This is a genomic window from Erythrobacter oryzae (genome assembly GCF_030271515.1).
Taxonomy (GTDB): Bacteria; Pseudomonadota; Alphaproteobacteria; order Sphingomonadales; family Sphingomonadaceae; genus Erythrobacter; species Erythrobacter oryzae.
The window spans coordinates 61,846-77,839 of the sequence record NZ_JASCXI010000004.1; the positions used below are offsets into that span (position 1 = coordinate 61,846).

Sequence of the window (15,994 nt, forward strand, 5' to 3'; positions counted from 1 at the left end):
CGAGGAGAATTCGATGCACGCGCCAGTCAGTCCCGCCGCGTTCCACACCCCGCCCGCTCCCCCGCGGGCCTTCAGGGCCGTGCCCGCCCCTGCCCCGCGCCCGCGCGGCGCACGGCTCCAGCCGCACCACATCGCTGCGATCGACCGCTACATCGACCGCAATATCGAGCACGTCGTCAGGATCGACGATCTCGCCGCGCAGGTCGGGCTCTCGCGCTTTCACTTCCTGCGCTGCTTCAAGCGCGCCACCGGATCGAGCCCGCTGCAATATGTCCTCGCGCGGCGCGTCGAGCATGCCCGCCAGCTCCTTGCCCGCAGTGACGAAAGCATCGCCGCGGTCGCCTATGCCGCGGGCTTTTCCTCGCAGAGCCACCTCAATGCGATGTTCAAGCGCCATTTCGGCGTGACCCCGGGCGCCTTCGTGCGCGTCCACCGCCGCCCCGCGCAGCTCTGACCCCCGCTTCCAAGGAGACCCCGATGACCTACACCTCCCGCCTCGATCTGCCCCGCGCCGTCACCAAGCCGGTGATCGACCTGCTGCAGGCGCGCCTCGTCGATGCGATCGATCTCGAGGCGCAGATGAAGCAGGCGCACTGGAACGTGCGCGGCAAGGACTTCATGCAGCTCCACGAGTTGTTCGACAGCGTCCACACCATCGTCGAGGAGTTCGTCGACACCATCGCCGAGCGCATCGCCGCGCTGGGCGGCATCGCCGACGGGCGGGTGCAGACCGTGGCGACGACCAGCCACCTTTACGAATATCCGCTCGAAGCGCGCGGGGGCGAGGCGCATCTGAAGGCGGTCGCGGGTTCGCTCGGCGAATTCGGCAAGCTGGTGCGCGGCGGCATCGACGCGGCGGCGGAAGCGGGCGATCAGGACACCGCCGACCTCTTCACCGGCATCAGCCGCGAGACCGACAAGCAGCTGTGGTTCGTCGAAGCCCATCTCGACCCCGCCGCCTGAGCGCGGCGGCGCTGGCGGCGGGGCTCTATGCGGCAGCGGCGGCGCCCCCCGCCCTCGCCGGAGATGAGCCGAGCGTGCTGAAGCAGGCGCCGGCGGCACAGCCGCCGGCGCCTGCTTCAGCACCCTCAAGCCTCGCGCTGCCGCCTGCCATCAGGCTTTCGGGCGAAGTGCGCGAACGGGTGACGTGGCAATCGGCGCTCGCCTTCGACAGCGCGGACCCGGATGCGGGGCTGTTCTGGACGCAGCGCATAGCGCTGGCCGCCGATGCCCTGATCGCGCCCTCGGTGCGTGTGCGGGCTGCGATGGTCAGCGCGCTGATCGAGGGCGAAAGCGAAGAGAGCCCCGTCGAACGCAATGTGCTCGACCTGCAGGAGGCCTTTATCGAACTTGGCCCCGAGCGCGCCTTCCTGCGGCTCGGTCGGCAGGAAATCCGCCTCGGCTCGCAGCGGCTGATCGCGGTGCGCGACGGGACGACGGTTCGCCGTACGTGGGACGGCGTGCGCGGCCATGCGGTGCTGGGCACAGTGACGCTCGATGCCTTCGCGCTTCGGCTGGTCGCGGTGCGGCCCGAGGGCGTGTTCAACGACGGCCGCAATGAGGGCCGCGATCTTGCCGGTGTGCAGGCGAGCTTCCCCGCACCCCTCGGCAACCTCGAGGCCTACTGGCTGCTCGCCAAGCAGGACGACCGCCATACCATCGAGGGCACGGGCGACGAACGCCGCCACTCGTTCGGCTTGCGCGCCCACGGCGAAGCGGCGGGATGGTTCTGGGACTGGGAGGCGGTCTACCAGACCGGTCGCTTCGCGGGCGGAAAGATCGCCGCCTGGACGCTCGCGACCAAGACCGGCTACCGCTGGCAAGCCGCCGCATGGCAGCCCGAAGTGATGCTCTCGGCCAATATCGCCTCGGGCGACGGCACGCGCGGCGACGGGAGGCTTGGCACCTTCAACGCGCTCTATCCCAATGCCAGCTACTTCTCGGAAAACGCGGTTCTCGGCCCGGCGAACTTTTTCAATCTCCACCCCTATGTGAAGCTGCGACCAAACCCGGACCTGACCGTGGGCCTCGACCTCAACCTGTTCTGGCGGCTCGAGCGCACGGACGGGGTCTACAGCCCGCAAGGCGGGTTGATCCGCGCGCCCGGCGGATCGAACCGACGCTTTGTCGACGCGGCGCTCTCGGGCGTGATCGAGTGGACCCCGCGCAAGGGGCTGCTCCTCAGCCTCGTCGCCACCCGCTCGCAGCCGCAGGGCTTCATCCGCGCGACCGGCCCCGCCGATCCGTCCGATTTTGTCGAAGCGACGCTGCAATTCACCTTCTGACCGCCTATCTTGCCCCCTCAGATAAGGAGCCTCCCGCCATGATCGAACGCATCATCACCAAACGCGCGCACGACCTCGGCGGCGGGTTCGAGGTCGGGCGGGTGCTGCCCTTCCACGCGCGGCGGATGGTCGGGCCCTATATCTTCTTCGACCATATCGGACCCGTAGACCTTGCGCCGGGCATCCCGCAGAGCCTCGACGTGCGCCCCCATCCACATATCGGCCTTGCGACCGTCACCTACCTGTTCGACGGCGCGCTGACCCACCGCGACAGCCTCGGCTACCATCAGGAGATCCGCCCGGGCGAGGTCAACTGGATGATCGCCGGGAGCGGCATCACCCATTCCGAGCGCTTCGAATATGCCCGCGCGCACGGCGCGCACATGCACGGCATCCAGGCCTGGGTGGCGCTGCCTGCGGAGGCCGAGGAGGTCGACCCAGCCTTCTCGCACCACGCCGGGGCGGAGCTTCCCGCGTGGGACGAGCCGGGCCTTAGCGGCCGCCTGATCGCGGGCGAGCTCGAGGGGATGCGCGCAGGGACCCCGGTCCACTCGCCGCAGTTCTACGCCCATTGGCAGATGCAGCCGGGCGCGCGGCGGGTGCTGCCTGCCAGCTACACCGAACGCGCGGTCTATGTCGCTGCGGGCACGGCCCAAGTCGGCGGTGAAGCCCTCTCCGCCGGGATGATGGCGGTGCTCGTCCCCGGTGCCGATGTCCCCGTGGTCGCGCAGTCCGAGGCAACCGTCATGGTGCTCGGCGGCGAGCCGGTGGGGGAGCGCTTCATGTTCTGGAACTTCGTCTCCTCGCGCAAGGAGCGCATCGCGCAGGCCGCCGAGGACTGGAAGGCGGGCCGCATGAAGCTGCCGGACGGGGACAGCGTCGAATTCACCCCGCTGCCCGAATTCAAGGGGGTCTGACGCGATGTCCGAAGTCACCATCCGCTTGGACGATAGAGGCCGCAAGGGCCGCTACATCGCCACTGTCGCAGGCCGCGAGGGCGAGGCCTACATTGCCTTCACCCACCGTGAGGAGGGCGTGATCAGCGCCGATCACACCATTGCGCCGGACAGCCTCAAGGGCACGGGCGCGGCCTTTGCGCTGGTCGAATATCTGGTCGCCGACGCGCGGGCGCGGGGCTTCCGGGTCATCCCAATCTGCCCCTATGTCCGCGCGCAGTATCGCAAGCATCCCGAATGGGCCGACGCCTTCACTGTCCCGCCCGAGTGGGAACCCGAAGGCGCCTGAAGCGCTCCGGCGCGCCTATTGCATGGCGCTGCGATACTCCATCGGCGTGCAGCCGTAATGCCGCCGGAACACCCGCGAAAAGCCCTGCGCGCTCTCGTAGCCGACCGCGAGCGCGACTTCGATCACGCTCAGTTTCGGCTGGCGCAGCAGTTCGCACGCCATCTCCATCCGGCGCAGGAACTGCCAGCGGTGCGGCGAGCAGCCCAGCGAGCGGGTGAAGGCGCGGTGCAGGTGGAATTCCGACATCCCGCAATGCTCGGCGAGCGCCTTCAGCCCCTTGGGCTCGGCGATCCCGTCCATCAGGAAGGCGGTCGCCTTGCGCATCATCGCCGGGCTCAGCCCGCCCACCAGCCGCAGCCGCGCGGTGCGCGCCGATCCGCCGACACGCTGGAGCGCGAGGATGATCGTCACCAGCACCGAATCCTGCAGCAGCAGCCCCGTGCGCCCCTCGAAGGCCAGCGTCTGGCCGAGCTGCGGCATGAGGCTGGCGAGGAAGGGGTCCTCGAAGCCGCCGGCAAACAACGGCTCGAGCTCGTCATCGGCGCGAAACCCGTGGCGCCCCAGCAGTTCGCGCACCTCGTGCATCGGCACCGCCAGCAGCCGCGCGACATGGTGGTTCTCGACCGCGAAGACCGAGGGCGATTGCGGCGGGCTGAGGAAGAAGGGCGTCTCGCCGCTCTGGAAATGGAACCGCCCCGCGCCGAAATCGATCGCCGCGGCGACCGGGTTTCCGATCAGCGAGCACATCACCAGATCATCGCTCCCGCCGGTCTCGTAATGGCCCGCGGGCTGGTCGATCAGCAGGGCATTGGCCCCGAAAGAGCCGATCGCGGCAGCATCGCGCACGAAGCGGCCATGCTCGCCCGCCTGATAGCTCGCCGCAAAGCGTTCGCCCCGCGTCCTGCCGTTTTGTCCGGATGAGAGGAATGGCGGTGTCGTCATCGGTACTGACCCGTTGGTGCCGCAAAGGGTTAGACCCCGTTTCCGGCATATTTGCGGCGGGTGACGATCCCGGTCACGGATTGCAGATTATTGCGGAATGCCGCCCGTGCAAGGCCGGTCGAGGCAAGCGCGACGAAATGCGCGCGCTTGACCGCAAGGTTGGTCCGCCCACCGCAAGTCCGGCGCAGTCACCGTGTCGGACATGACCCGCAAATGACCGCTTTGTGACGGCAAAGGCGAAAATGTTTCTCCCCTTCCGGCCTTGACCTATAGTCCCGCGTCGCAAGCGCGCTCGCAGCGGTTGCAAGGGATCACACAGCCGGAAGGATCACCTTGCATGGGTATGCCGCTTCAATCCTCCCCCGCCGAACTGCGCGCGAGCCCGCTCCACTGTGTAAGCTGGGACGGAAGGCGGCCCTATATCGATCATGTTCGCGCCGCCGACGGCATCGCCACCGTGCTCCAGTCCGCCCGGATCGGCCAGAGCGAACGGCTGGAGGCGACCGTGCCGGAGCTCGATTGCGCGGTACTGCTGGTGCGGGTCGGCAGTGGCATGCGGCCGCAGATCGACCTGCCCGGGCAGCCGGTGCGCCGCGATTACCGCGTTGGGGAAGGCTGTCTGATGGCGCCCGGCACCCACAGCCGCTGGCTGACCGGAGGCGATCCGGTGGGCGGCTGGTTCCACATCAATTTCAGCCCCGCGGCGCTGGACCGTCTCGCCGACGGCGCGGGCGGCGCGCTGACCACGATTCCCTTCGTCTCCGACCCGGCCATCGCGGCGGTGGCGCAGATGTTCTTCGACCTTGCCGGATCAGGCGAGGCACCCGGTCCGCTCTTGTGGCAATCGCTTGGGCATGTGCTGATCTGGCGGCTGTCGCGGCTCGGCCCGGCGGCGCAGGGAAAGGTCCTGCCCCGCGGCGGCCTTGCCCCGTGGCAGGTGCGGCGCACCACCGAATATCTCGCAGACAATCTCGGCCGCCGCGTGTCGCTGGACGAGCTGGCGGCGGTGGCGCGGCTTTCGCCGTTCCATTTCGCGCGCGCCTTCACCCGGTCTGTCGGGATGCCGCCCTACCGTTACCAGCGCAAACTGCGGATCGAGCGCGCCTGCGAGCTGCTCGCGCGCAGCGAAATGCGGATCATCGATGTCGCCTTGATGGTGGGATATGAAAGCCCGCAGGCGCTGGCGCGGGTGTTCACCCAGGCGCAGGGCATGACGCCCTCGGATTGGCGGCGGCGGCACAAAGGCGGCTGACGCCCGCACTTTCCCGAACAGCACTTGCTTGACCGCAATTTCGGTCCACTCGCCGCAAGTCCTGCGGCGCGCGAGCATGGCAGGCCGAATAGGATCGCGGCAACGACAACCCAGCCGCAAGGACACCCTCCCATGCCTATCGCCTCCGCCACCCCCGGCGCCTCGCTGCTCGCGCCTGCCGATCACCTGCTGATCATGATCGACCACCAGTCGCAGATGAGCTTTGCCACCAAGTCGATCGATGCGATCATGCTGAGGAACAACGCCGCCCTCGTCAGCAACGCCGCGCGCATCTTCGATGTGGCGACGATCCTCACCACCGTCGCCGAGAAGTCCTTCTCCGGCCCGATCTATGACGAGATCAAGCGCGAGTTTCCCGGCGCGCCGATCATCGACCGCACGACGATGAACTGCTGGGAGGACGAAAACGTCATCGCCGCCGTCAATGCGAGCGGCAAGGGGCGGATCGTGCTCGCCGGGCTGTGGACCAGCGTGTGCATCGTCGGCCCGGCGCTCTCGGCGCTGGATCAGGGCTACGAGGTCTATGTCATCGCCGATGCCTGCGGCGACGTTTCCGACGAGGCGCACGAGCGCGCGATGCAGCGCATGGTGCAGGCCGGTGCGCGGCCGATCACTTCGCTGCAATACATGCTCGAGCTCCAGCGCGACTGGGCGCGGGCCGCGACCTACGACGCGGTCACCGGCACGGCCAAGATCTATGGCGGGGCCTACGGCCTCGGCATCATCTACGCCAAGTCGATCCTCGGCGCCGACGCGCACGAGGGCTGAGGCGGGCCGCCCGTTTCTCCCCGCCGCGTCCCGCCTCCCGCGACCCCGGGAGGCGGCGCGCGCCCCGGGCCGGCCGCCAGTCCCCGTGGGCGGCCGGCCCCTCCCCTCTGGCGCAAGGAGCCGCGAGCCATGAAGCCCTATCTTGCCGCCCTCGGCGCCGGCCTGCTGGTCGGGATCGTCTACAGCCTGCTCAATGTCCGCTCGCCCGCGCCGCCGGTGATCGCGCTGGTCGGCCTGCTCGGCATCCTGCTGGGCGAGCAGATCGTGCCGCTCGCCAAGCGGTTGTGGCACGGCCAGCCGGACGTGGTGGCCGAGACCCGCGCCGATTGCGCCGAGCATATCCTCGGCCCGCTCCCCGCCCGCCCCGGGCTGAAGCGCGACGGGCAGGACGCATGATCGACCGCCGCACCGCCAGCGCGGGGATCGCGCTCGCCGGGCTCGCCCCGCTGTTCAAGGGATCGCCGATGCACGCTGCCCCGACCACCGCCGACATCATTCTGGTGAACGGCAAGTTCACGACACTCGACCGCGCCAACCCCGCGCCCGAGGCGGTCGCGATCACCGGCAACCGCTTTGCCGCGGTGGGTGACCGGGCCGCAACCATGGCGCTCGCCGGACCCGACACGCGGGTGATCGACTGCGGCGGGCGGCGGGTCATTCCCGGCCTTGCCGACAACCACATCCACATCATCCGCGGCGGGCTCAACTTCAACATGGAGCTGCGCTGGGACGGGCTCACAAGCCTGTCGGACGCGATGGCGATGCTGCGCGCGCAGGTCGCCCGCACGCCCGCGCCGCAATGGGTGCGGGTGGTGGGCGGTTTCTCCGAGCACCAGTTTGCGGAGAAGCGCCTGCCGACCCTCGACGAGATCAACGCCGCCGCGCCCGATACGCCGGTCTTCATCCTCCACCTCTACGACCGCGCGCTGCTGAACGCCTCGGCGCTGCGGGCAGTGGGCTACACCAGGGACACCCCCAACCCGCCGGGCGGCGAGATCCAGCGCGACGCGAACGGCAACCCCACGGGCCTGCTGATCGCGTCGCCCAATGCCGGCATCCTCTATTCGACTCTCGCCAAGGGCCCCAAGCTGCCGTTGGAATACCAGCTCAACTCCACCCGCCATTTCATGCGCGACCTCAACCGGCTGGGGGTGACGAGCGTGATCGACGCAGGGGGCGGCTTCCAGAACTATCCCGACGATTACGCCGTGATCCAGCAGCTCCACGACGAGGGCCAGCTGACGATCCGCATCGCCTACAACCTGTTCACCCAGAAGGCGGGCGAGGAGAAGGAGGACTTCCTGCGCTGGACGGGAAGCGCGAAATACCATCAGGGCGACGACTATTTCCGCCTGAACGGCGCGGGCGAAATGCTGGTCTTCTCGGCGGCCGACTTCGAGGACTTCCGCATGCCGCGCCCCGACATGCCCGCGAACATGGAGGGTGACCTCGAAGGCGTGATCCGCATCCTCGCGCAGAACCGCTGGCCGTGGCGGCTGCACGCCACTTACGACGAGACGATCACCCGCGCGCTAGACGTCTTTGAGAAAGTCAACCGCGACATCCCGCTGGACGGCATCCACTGGTTCTTCGACCACGCCGAGACGATCAGCGAACGTTCCATCGACCGTGTGGCGGCGCTCGGCGGCGGGATCGCATTCCAGCACCGCATGGCCTATCAGGGCGAATATTTCGTCGAACGCTACGGCGCCCGCGCGGCCGAGGCGACGCCGCCGTTCAAGCGGGTGCTGGAGGCAGGCGTGAAGACCTCGGCCGGCACGGATGCGACCCGCGTGGCCTCCTATGATCCGTGGGTCTCTCTCAGCTGGCTCGTCACCGGCAAGACGCTGGGCGGCACCGGACTCTACCCGCAGCGCAACCTCCTCGACCGCGAGACCGCGCTCAGGATGTGGACCGAAAACACCACCTGGTTCTCGAACGAGGAAGGCAGGAAGGGCCGGATCGAAGCCGGAATGCTCGCCGACCTCGCCGTGCTCAACCGCGACTATTTCGCCGTGCCGGGGGACGAGATCCGGCAGATCACCTCGGTGCTCACCATCGTCGACGGCAAGCCCGTCTACGGCGCCGAAGGGTTCGAGGGGCTCGCCCCACCACTCCCGCCCGCCATGCCCGACTGGTCGCCGGTCAATATCTACGGCGGCTACAACAAGACGGCGCCCGATGCGGCATCGCTTTCGAGAGTCGCGGCTTCGTCATGCGGATGCGCCACAAGCTGCGGCGTGCACGGTCACGATCATGCAAAGAGCTGGGGCGCGGGCCTTCCGGTCGGCGATCTCAAGAGCTTCTGGGGCGCGCTCGGCTGCGCGTGCTGGGCGGTGTGAGCGTGCTGCTGTTTCTCGCCCGTCTCGCGCTGGCCTCGCCCTTTCTGCTGAGCGGAATCACCAAGGCGGCAGACTTTGCAGGAGCGACCGGCGAGGTGCGCGGGCTCACCGGGCTCGAGCCTGCCCCGGTGTTCGCCGCAGCGGTGATCGCGGTGCAGCTCGGCGGGTCGGCGCTGCTGCTCGCGAGGGGCCGCGCGGTATGGCTCGGCGCGGCGATTCTTGCGGCCTTCACACTGGCGGCGACCTTTGCCGCGCATGATTTCTGGAACAAGCCCGCAGGCCTCGCGATACGGGATGCGACCACCTTCTTCGAGCATATTGGCCTCATCGCCGGGCTCGGCCTTGCCGCCTTTCTCGCCCGGACGCGCGCGGCATGAGTGACGGCCAGCCCGCCGCTGCCCCCGGCCTTGCGAGCCTGCTCGCCTTCCTCTCGGGCTTCGTCGACACTGCCGCCTTCATCCACATGTCGGGGCTGTTTGTCGCCCATGTCACCGGCAACTTCGTGCTGCTCGGCGCGGCACTGGCGACCGGGGGCGCCATCGGCGAGAAGGGGCCGCACATCCTGCAACTCGCCGCCCTGCCGATCTTCTTCACCGCCGCGATGCTGACCGGCGCGCTCGCCTACCGCCTCTCCGCCGAGCGCGGTCTCAAGGTCATCCTGTGGAGCGCCAGCCTGCTCACCGCCGCCGTCGCCGGGGCGAGCGCATGGCTGGGGGCAGGCCCTTGGGACACCGCCAGTGCGGTGGTGCTGATCGCGGCGATGGGCATGCTCAACGCCGCGCACCGGCTCAATCCGGCGATGGGCCCGCCCTTCGCGCTGATGACCGGCAATGTCGCCGCACTCGCGATCCGCGCGGCGCAAGTCCTCCACCTCGCCCCGCCCGCCCCCGCAACCGGCACCGAGGCCAAGATGATGCGCGCGGTCGCCGGATTCGCGCTCGGCTGCGCTTGCGGTGCGCTCGCACAGGTGTGGCTTGGGCTCGCCGCGGTCGGCATCCCCGCCATCCTGCTCATGGCGCGGTTGTCATGGCGCGGATAGACTTAGGCACCGGACTTGCGCATCCGGCACGCCGCTTGCGGCCAAATGCGCCAGACCAACTTAAGTTGTCGTCTCAAGTGAGGGTCCGTGCATTGAGAGAGCTGATGGCACCACGCAACCTCTTCGCCGCCGCCACGCTGCTTGTCGCCGCGGCCTGCTCGCAATCGGCCCCGCCCGCGCCCCCGCCGCCAACGGTGGTGGTGGCCCAACCGCTGCAACGCTCGATCACCGACTGGGACGACTATGTCGGCCGGTTCGAGGCGATCGAGGATGTCGAGGTCGTGCCCCGCGTCTCGGGCAACATCACCCGCATCGCCTTCCGCGAGGGGCTGACGGTCGGCAAGGGCCAGCTGCTCTACGAGATCGACCCGCGCCCGTTCCGCGCCGCGCTCGCGCAGGCCGAGGCCGAGGTCGCGCGCGCCCGCGCCAATGCTGCAGTCGCGCAGAGCGAGCTCGCCCGCGCCGCCACCCTGCTGCCCGAGGAGGCGATCAGCAAGGAGGCCTATGAACAGAAGCAGGCGGCGGCCAAGGCGGCGCAGGCTGCGCTCGGTGCCGCGCGCGCGGCGGCCGATGCGCGGCGGCTCGACCTCGGCTTCACGCAGGTGCGCGCCCCCGTCGCCGGGCGGGTCTCGGACCGCCGCGCCTCACTGGGCGACTACGTCACCGCCGGGCAAACCGTGCTCACCCGCGTGGTCTCGGTCGATCCGATCTGGTTCACCTTCGATGGGGCGGAGAGCTTCTACCTCAAATATGTCCGCCAAGACGCGAGCGGAGAGCGCCAGTCTTCGCGCTATGCCCCCAACCCGGTCGAGATCCAGCTCGCCGACGAGGAGGACTATCGCTGGCGCGGCAAGATGGTGTTCGTCGACAATGCGGTCGACCCGCGCTCAGGCACGATCAAGGCGCGTGCCGAAATCGCCAACCCCGACGGCTTCCTGGTCCCCGGCCTCTTCGGCCGCGCGCGGCTGCTGGGTTCGGGCGCCTATCCCGGTCTGCTGGTGCCCGACGAGGCGGTGATCACCGACCAGACCCGCCGCGCGGTCTTCGTGCTGGGCAAGGACAACAAGGTCGAGATGCGCAATGTCGAACTCGGCCCTATGGTCGAGGGCCTGCGCGTGGTCCGCAAGGGGCTGAAGGCGGGCGACAAGGTGGTGCTCGACGGCCTCGCGCGGCTCCAGCCGGGTGCGGTGGTCAGCCCCAAGGCGGGCACGATCAAGCCGCGTGCGAAGAACGCCGCCCCGGTCGCGCTCCCTGTCACCGCGCCGCCGCCCGCCGAAGCCAAGTCGCAGTAAGGCGGGGGGCGCGCGCGTGAACTTCCCCCACTTCTTCATCAACCGCCCGATCTTCGCGGCGGTGCTCTCGATCCTGATCGTGATCGTCGGCGCGATCGCCTATCCGGTCCTTCCGATCGCCCAGTATCCCGAGATCGCGCCGCCCACCGTGGTGGTCTCGGCGAGCTTCCCCGGCGCTTCGGCCGAGACGCTGGCGGAGACCGTCGCCGCGCCCTTGGAGGAGCAGATCAACGGGGTGGAGGACATGCTCTACATGTCTTCCTCCTCGACCGGGGACGGGAACGTGTCGATCACCGTGACCTTCGCGCAAGGGACGGATGTCGACCAGGCGCAGGTGCTGGTGCAGAACCGCGTCGCCACCGCCGAGCCGCGCCTGCCCGAGGAAGTGCGGCGCCTCGGTGTCACGGTGCGCAAGAACTCGCCCGACCTGCTGCTGGTGGCGACGCTGATCTCGCCCGACAAGCGCTACAACCAGCAATATCTCTCGAACTACGCCACGCTCCAGCTGGTCGACCGGCTGAGCCGCGTCGAGGGTGTGGGGAGCGTGCGCATCTTCGGCGGGCGCGACTATTCGATGCGGGTGTGGATCGATCCTGACCGCGCGACATCGCTCAACCTCGATGCCGCCGAGATTGTCGCCGCGGTGCGCGCGCAGAACGTGCAGGTCGCCGCCGGCGCGGTGGGCCAGCCGCCCTACAACACCGGCGGCACAGCGTTCCAGCTCAACATCCAGACCGAGGGGCGGCTCGTCACGCCCGAGCAGTTCGGCGACATCATCGTCAAGCGCTTCGACGATGGCCGCCTGATCCGCCTGACCGACGTGGCGCGGATCGAGCTGGGCGCGCAGGATTACAGCGTCAATGCCTTCAATTCGGGGCAGCCGACGGTGGCGGTGGTGGTCTCGCAGCTCCCCGGCTCCAACGCTCTGGCCACCGCAGAGGCGGTGCGGGCCGAACTCGAAACGGCGAAGCGCGATTTCCCCCCGGGGCTCGATTACGCGATCCCCTATGCCCCCACGACCTACATCGAGGCCTCGATCGCAGCGGTCGAGGACACGCTGTTCGAGGCGATCGTGCTGGTCGCGCTGGTGGTGCTGGTGTTCCTCCAGTCCTGGCGCGCGGCGATCGTGCCGATCATTGCCATCCCCGTGTCGCTGGTCGGCTCCTTCGCCTTCCTTGCCGCCTTCGGCTTTAGCCTCAACAACCTTTCGCTGTTCGGGCTGGTGCTCGCGATCGGCATCGTGGTCGACGATGCGATCGTGGTGGTCGAGAATGTCGAGCGCCTGATGGAGGAAGAGGGCCTCTCCCCGCGCGAGGCGGCGCACAAGTCGATGGACGAGGTCTCGGGCGCGCTGATCGCGATTGCGCTGGTCTTGATCGGCGTGTTCCTGCCGACCGCCTTCATCCCCGGTATCTCGGGCCAGTTCTACCGCCAGTTCGCGCTCACCATCATGAGCGCGACGGCGATTTCGGCCTTCGTCTCGCTGACCCTGTCGCCCGCGCTCGCAGCGCTGCTACTGAAACCCAAGGCGCATGAGGACACGCCCCCTGCGCCGGGCTGGCGCGGCTGGGGAACGCGGTTCGCGCGCGGGTTCAACCGCGGGTTCAACAAGCTCTCGGACCGCTACGGGCGGTTCACCGCGCGCGCCGTTCGGGCGCTGGCGGTGATCGGCATCGCCTATGCCGCGCTGATCGGCCTCACCATGTGGCGCTTCGCCGAGACGCCGACCGGCTTCATTCCGGCGCAGGACCAGGGCTATCTGATCGCGGTGCTCCAGATGCCGCCGGGCACCTCGCTCGAGCGGACCACCGAGACGCTCGAGCAGGCGCAGCAGATCGCGCTCGCCAATCCGGCGACCGCGAGCACCGTCGCCTTCGGGGGCTTCGACGGGGCGACCTTCACCAATGCGCCCAACGCGGCGGCGATGTTCATCTCGCTCAAGCCCAAGGACCAGCGCGCGGGCGCCAACCAGTTGCTCGGCGAGTTGAACGGCGCGCTGAGCCAGATCACCGCCGGCAACATCTTCGTCATCCCCCCGCCCCCCGTGTCGGGGATCGGCACCGGCGGGGGCTTCAAGATGATGCTCGAGGACCGCGGCGGGGCAGGCTACCAGGCGCTCGAGACGGTCGCCTTCACGATGATGGCCAAGGCCAACCAGGCGCCCGGCGTGGGCGGGGCCTTCACCACCTTCAACACCCGCACCCCGCGCCTCTACGCCGACATCGACCGCGAGCGCGCCGAGCAGCTCGGCGTGCCGCTCGAGAACGTCTTCGCGACATTGGCGACATACCTCGGCTCGACCTATGTCAACGACTTCAACCTCCTGGGCCGCACCTTCCGCGTCACCGCGCAGGCCGACGCGCCCTTCCGCGAGAGCGCGGCGGACATCTTGCGGCTGCGCGTGCGCTCGGATTCGGGAGCGATGGTGCCGCTCTCGGCGATCATGACCATCCGCAACGAGGGCGGGCCCTACCGCGTGGTGCGCTACAACCTCTATCCGGCGGCCGAATTGCAGGGGAACACGCTGCCCGGCTTTTCCTCGGGCCAGTCGCTCGCCACGATGGAGGGCCTCGCCGCCGAGACCCTGCCGCAGGGCTTCGCCTTCGACTGGACCGAGCTCGCCTTCGAGCAGAAGCAGGCCGGCAATACCGGCAGTATCGCCTTTGCGCTGGCGGTGGTGTTCGTCTTCCTGCTGCTGGCGGCGCAATACGAAAGCCTGGTGCTGCCGCTGGCGGTGATCCTGATCGTGCCGATGTGCCTTCTGGCCGCCTTCCTCGGCGTGAATGTCATGGGGCTCGACAACAATATCCTCACCCAGATCGGCCTCGTGGTGCTGATCGGGCTCGCGGCCAAGAACGCGATCCTGATCGTCGAATTCGCGCGCCAGAACGAGGAAGAGGGCAAGGAGCTGCGCCAGGCGGCGATCGATGCCGCGCGGCTGCGGCTGCGTCCGATCCTGATGACCTCGATCGCCTTCATCCTCGGCGTGCTGCCGCTGGTTCTCGGGCAGGGGCCGGGCTCGGAGATGCGGCAGGCGCTCGGTGTGGCGGTGTTCTTCGGGATGCTCGGCGTCACCATCTTCGGCCTGATCTTCACCCCGGCCTTCTACGTCATCGCGCGCATGTTCGGCGACTGGGCGGGCAAGAAGCTGCGCCGCCGCAAGCCCCCCGCCGAAGCCGCAGGCGAGGCGCCCCCGGCGCAGCCCCAGCCGGAGCCCGGCGCATGAGCCCCGTGCGCGCCCTTCTCCCGCTCGCAGCGGCGCTCAGCCTCGGCGCCTGCATGGTTGGCCCCGACTATGCCGTGCCCCCTGCCCCCGGTGGCGAAGCGCCGCAGCTGCTCGAGGCTGATGCTGCCACGACCGCGCCGACCCCGCTCCCGCCGCAATGGTGGCGGCTGTTCGGCGACCCGGTGCTCGACGGCCTCGTCACCCGCGCCCTCGAGCGCAATACCGACCTGCGCGTCGCCGCCGCCAACCTCCAGCGCGCCCGCGCGCTGGTATCGGAGGCGCGAGCCGGGCAGCTGCCCTCGACCACTCTGAACGCCCAATATGTCCGCCAGCGCTTCGGCGGGCAGGTGTTCAACGCGATCGGCAACGTGCCTGTCGTGACCACCGATTTCTACACCACCGGTATCGACGCGAGTTACGAGATCGACCTGTTCGGCGGTGTGAACCGCGCCGTGCGCGCCGCGGTCGCCGATGCGCAGGCCGCGCAGGCGCAGGTCGATGCCGCGCGAGTCGCGGTCGCTGCCGAAACCGCGCGCACCTATGCCGAAGGCTGCGCGCTCGCCGTGCGGGTGCGGACGGCCGAGGAGACCGTCGCGCTTTCCCGCCGCTCGCTCGCGCTGGTCGATGCGACGCGGCGCGCGGGCGCTGCCGATGCCCGCGACGTCGCCGCCGCGCGCACAGTGCTCGCCCAGGCCGAGGCCGCGCTGCCGCAGCTCGTCGCCGAGCGGCGCGCCTCGCTCTACGCGCTCGCCTTCCTGACCGGCGATCCGCCCGAGGACATCTCGCCGGATGCCGCCGCCTGCGCCGCGGTGCCCGGCCTTGCCGCCCCGCTGCCGGTGGGTGACGGGCAGGCCCTGCTCGCCCGCCGCCCCGACATCCGCGTTGCCGAGCGCCAGCTCGCCCGCGATACCGAGCGCATCGGCGTGGCGGTGGCGGCGCTCTACCCCCGGATCAGTCTGCTCGGCACCCCCTCGCTGGGCGCGGCTCGGCCCGGCGATCTCGGCAATTCGGCGAGCTTCGGCTTCTCGCTCGGGCCGCTGATCAGCTGGAACTTCCCCTTCAACGGCGCCGCCCGTGCCCAGGTGCGCGCCGCGCGGGCCGACAGCGAAGCCGCGCTCGCCCGCTTCGATGCGGCGGTGCTGACGGCCTTGCAGGAGACCGAGCAGGCGCTCGCGCGGCTCGCCGGAGCGCTCGCGGCCGAGGCGCGGCTGCGCGAGGCGGCCGATGCCGCGCGCGAGACCGCGCGGCTCACCGAACTGCGCTACAAGGCCGGGGCGGACGATGCGCTGCGGCTGATCGAGGTCCAGCGCCAATGGCGCGCCGCCGAGGCCGCCTTCGCCGAGGCCGCAGGCGCCCGCGCAGCCGCGCAGGTGAGCGTGTTCAGGGCGCTCGGCGGCGGGTGGGAGCAAGCGCCCGGGCCCAGCGCCCCGCAGTCCTGACCTTGCCAAAGGGGGGCCGTTCTCCCCCGCCTGTCGCCCTTCCCGCCACCCTCATCGGGTGAGCGGCAGACCCCCCGAAAGATCGTGGGCCCGAGCCTTGCCGTGCGGGCCCGTGCGGCGGACAATGCGGGCGAAGGACGGCT

General features: G+C 69.5%; 15 protein-coding genes. 14 read left to right on the plus strand and 1 reads right to left on the minus strand.

Annotated features, from left to right (window positions below):
- The first annotated feature begins 13 nt into the window (after window positions 1–13).
- The 5 genes from PFX90_RS12890 to PFX90_RS12910 all read left to right on the plus strand — a co-directional run bounded on the left by PFX90_RS12890 (window position 14) and on the right by PFX90_RS12910 (window position 3,530).
- The gene (locus PFX90_RS12890; protein ID WP_285712929.1) at window positions 14–454 is read left to right on the plus strand and encodes a helix-turn-helix transcriptional regulator; all 441 of its coding nucleotides are present in this window, start codon (window positions 14–16) and stop codon (window positions 452–454) included.
- A gap of 23 nt (window positions 455–477) precedes the next feature.
- Window positions 478–963 (plus strand): DNA starvation/stationary phase protection protein Dps, encoded by a 486-nt coding sequence (gene dps / locus PFX90_RS12895; RefSeq protein ID WP_285712931.1) that lies wholly within the window; start codon window positions 478–480, stop codon window positions 961–963.
- A gap of 74 nt (window positions 964–1,037) precedes the next feature.
- A complete protein-coding gene (locus PFX90_RS12900) occupies window positions 1,038–2,285 on the plus strand; it encodes an alginate export family protein (RefSeq protein WP_285712932.1) in 1,248 nt (415 codons plus the stop codon).
- A 38-nt stretch (window positions 2,286–2,323) separates the two neighbouring features.
- On the plus strand, window positions 2,324–3,202 hold the full coding sequence (locus PFX90_RS12905; RefSeq protein ID WP_285712933.1) for a pirin family protein: 879 nt from the start codon (window positions 2,324–2,326) through the stop codon (window positions 3,200–3,202).
- 4 nt (window positions 3,203–3,206) lie between these two features.
- Window positions 3,207–3,530, plus strand: a complete 324-nt coding sequence (locus PFX90_RS12910) for a GNAT family N-acetyltransferase (protein ID WP_285712934.1) — start codon at window positions 3,207–3,209, stop codon at window positions 3,528–3,530.
- Between the two features lie 15 nt (window positions 3,531–3,545).
- Here PFX90_RS12910 and PFX90_RS12915 read toward each other — a convergent pair whose 3' ends face one another.
- Window positions 3,546–4,472: a helix-turn-helix transcriptional regulator gene (locus PFX90_RS12915; RefSeq protein WP_285712935.1), complete on the minus strand. Its 927-nt coding sequence runs from the start codon at window positions 4,470–4,472 to the stop codon at window positions 3,546–3,548.
- Between the two features lie 337 nt (window positions 4,473–4,809).
- On the opposite strand from PFX90_RS12915, the gene PFX90_RS12920 reads away from it, so the two are divergent.
- The 9 genes from PFX90_RS12920 to PFX90_RS12960 all read left to right on the plus strand — a co-directional run bounded on the left by PFX90_RS12920 (window position 4,810) and on the right by PFX90_RS12960 (window position 15,851).
- Entirely contained in the window at window positions 4,810–5,724 is a 915-nt protein-coding gene (locus PFX90_RS12920) for an AraC family transcriptional regulator (protein WP_285712936.1), read from the plus strand.
- 132 nt (window positions 5,725–5,856) lie between these two features.
- A complete protein-coding gene (locus tag PFX90_RS12925; protein ID WP_285712937.1) occupies window positions 5,857–6,513 on the plus strand; it encodes a hydrolase in 657 nt (218 codons plus the stop codon).
- A 129-nt stretch (window positions 6,514–6,642) separates the two neighbouring features.
- Window positions 6,643–6,909 (plus strand): DUF1427 family protein, encoded by a 267-nt coding sequence (locus PFX90_RS12930; protein ID WP_285712939.1) that lies wholly within the window; start codon window positions 6,643–6,645, stop codon window positions 6,907–6,909.
- A gap of 68 nt (window positions 6,910–6,977) precedes the next feature.
- A complete protein-coding gene (locus PFX90_RS12935; RefSeq protein WP_285713591.1) occupies window positions 6,978–8,855 on the plus strand; it encodes an amidohydrolase in 1,878 nt (625 codons plus the stop codon).
- A complete protein-coding gene (locus PFX90_RS12940; protein ID WP_285712940.1) occupies window positions 8,840–9,232 on the plus strand; it encodes a DoxX family membrane protein in 393 nt (130 codons plus the stop codon). Before PFX90_RS12935 ends, PFX90_RS12940 begins: the two co-directional genes overlap by 16 nt.
- Entirely contained in the window at window positions 9,229–9,894 is a 666-nt protein-coding gene (locus tag PFX90_RS12945) for a YoaK family protein (RefSeq protein ID WP_285712941.1), read from the plus strand. Before PFX90_RS12940 ends, PFX90_RS12945 begins: the two co-directional genes overlap by 4 nt.
- Window positions 9,895–9,998: 104 nt before the next feature.
- Window positions 9,999–11,186, plus strand: coding sequence for an efflux RND transporter periplasmic adaptor subunit (locus PFX90_RS12950; RefSeq protein ID WP_285712942.1), 1,188 nt, complete (start codon window positions 9,999–10,001; stop codon window positions 11,184–11,186).
- Window positions 11,187–11,202: 16 nt separating this feature from the next.
- Window positions 11,203–14,412, plus strand: a complete 3,210-nt coding sequence (locus PFX90_RS12955) for an efflux RND transporter permease subunit (protein ID WP_285712943.1) — start codon at window positions 11,203–11,205, stop codon at window positions 14,410–14,412.
- Entirely contained in the window at window positions 14,409–15,851 is a 1,443-nt protein-coding gene (locus PFX90_RS12960; RefSeq protein WP_285712944.1) for an efflux transporter outer membrane subunit, read from the plus strand. The genes PFX90_RS12955 and PFX90_RS12960 overlap by 4 nt, the downstream gene beginning before the upstream one ends.
- Window positions 15,852–15,994 lie beyond the last annotated feature (143 nt).

Coding starts and splice junctions, on each gene's coding strand:
- PFX90_RS12890 (WP_285712929.1), top strand. CDS start 14: ATGCACGCGCCAGTCAGTCCCGCCGCGTTCCACACCCCGCCCGCTCCC.
- dps (WP_285712931.1), top strand. CDS start 478: ATGACCTACACCTCCCGCCTCGATCTGCCCCGCGCCGTCACCAAGCCG.
- PFX90_RS12905 (WP_285712933.1), top strand. CDS start 2,324: ATGATCGAACGCATCATCACCAAACGCGCGCACGACCTCGGCGGCGGG.
- PFX90_RS12910 (WP_285712934.1), top strand. CDS start 3,207: ATGTCCGAAGTCACCATCCGCTTGGACGATAGAGGCCGCAAGGGCCGC.
- PFX90_RS12915 (WP_285712935.1), bottom strand. CDS start 4,472: ATGACGACACCGCCATTCCTCTCATCCGGACAAAACGGCAGGACGCGG.
- PFX90_RS12920 (WP_285712936.1), top strand. CDS start 4,810: ATGGGTATGCCGCTTCAATCCTCCCCCGCCGAACTGCGCGCGAGCCCG.
- PFX90_RS12925 (WP_285712937.1), top strand. CDS start 5,857: ATGCCTATCGCCTCCGCCACCCCCGGCGCCTCGCTGCTCGCGCCTGCC.
- PFX90_RS12930 (WP_285712939.1), top strand. CDS start 6,643: ATGAAGCCCTATCTTGCCGCCCTCGGCGCCGGCCTGCTGGTCGGGATC.
- PFX90_RS12935 (WP_285713591.1), top strand. CDS start 6,978: ATGCACGCTGCCCCGACCACCGCCGACATCATTCTGGTGAACGGCAAG.
- PFX90_RS12945 (WP_285712941.1), top strand. CDS start 9,229: ATGAGTGACGGCCAGCCCGCCGCTGCCCCCGGCCTTGCGAGCCTGCTC.
- PFX90_RS12950 (WP_285712942.1), top strand. CDS start 9,999: ATGGCACCACGCAACCTCTTCGCCGCCGCCACGCTGCTTGTCGCCGCG.
- PFX90_RS12960 (WP_285712944.1), top strand. CDS start 14,409: ATGAGCCCCGTGCGCGCCCTTCTCCCGCTCGCAGCGGCGCTCAGCCTC.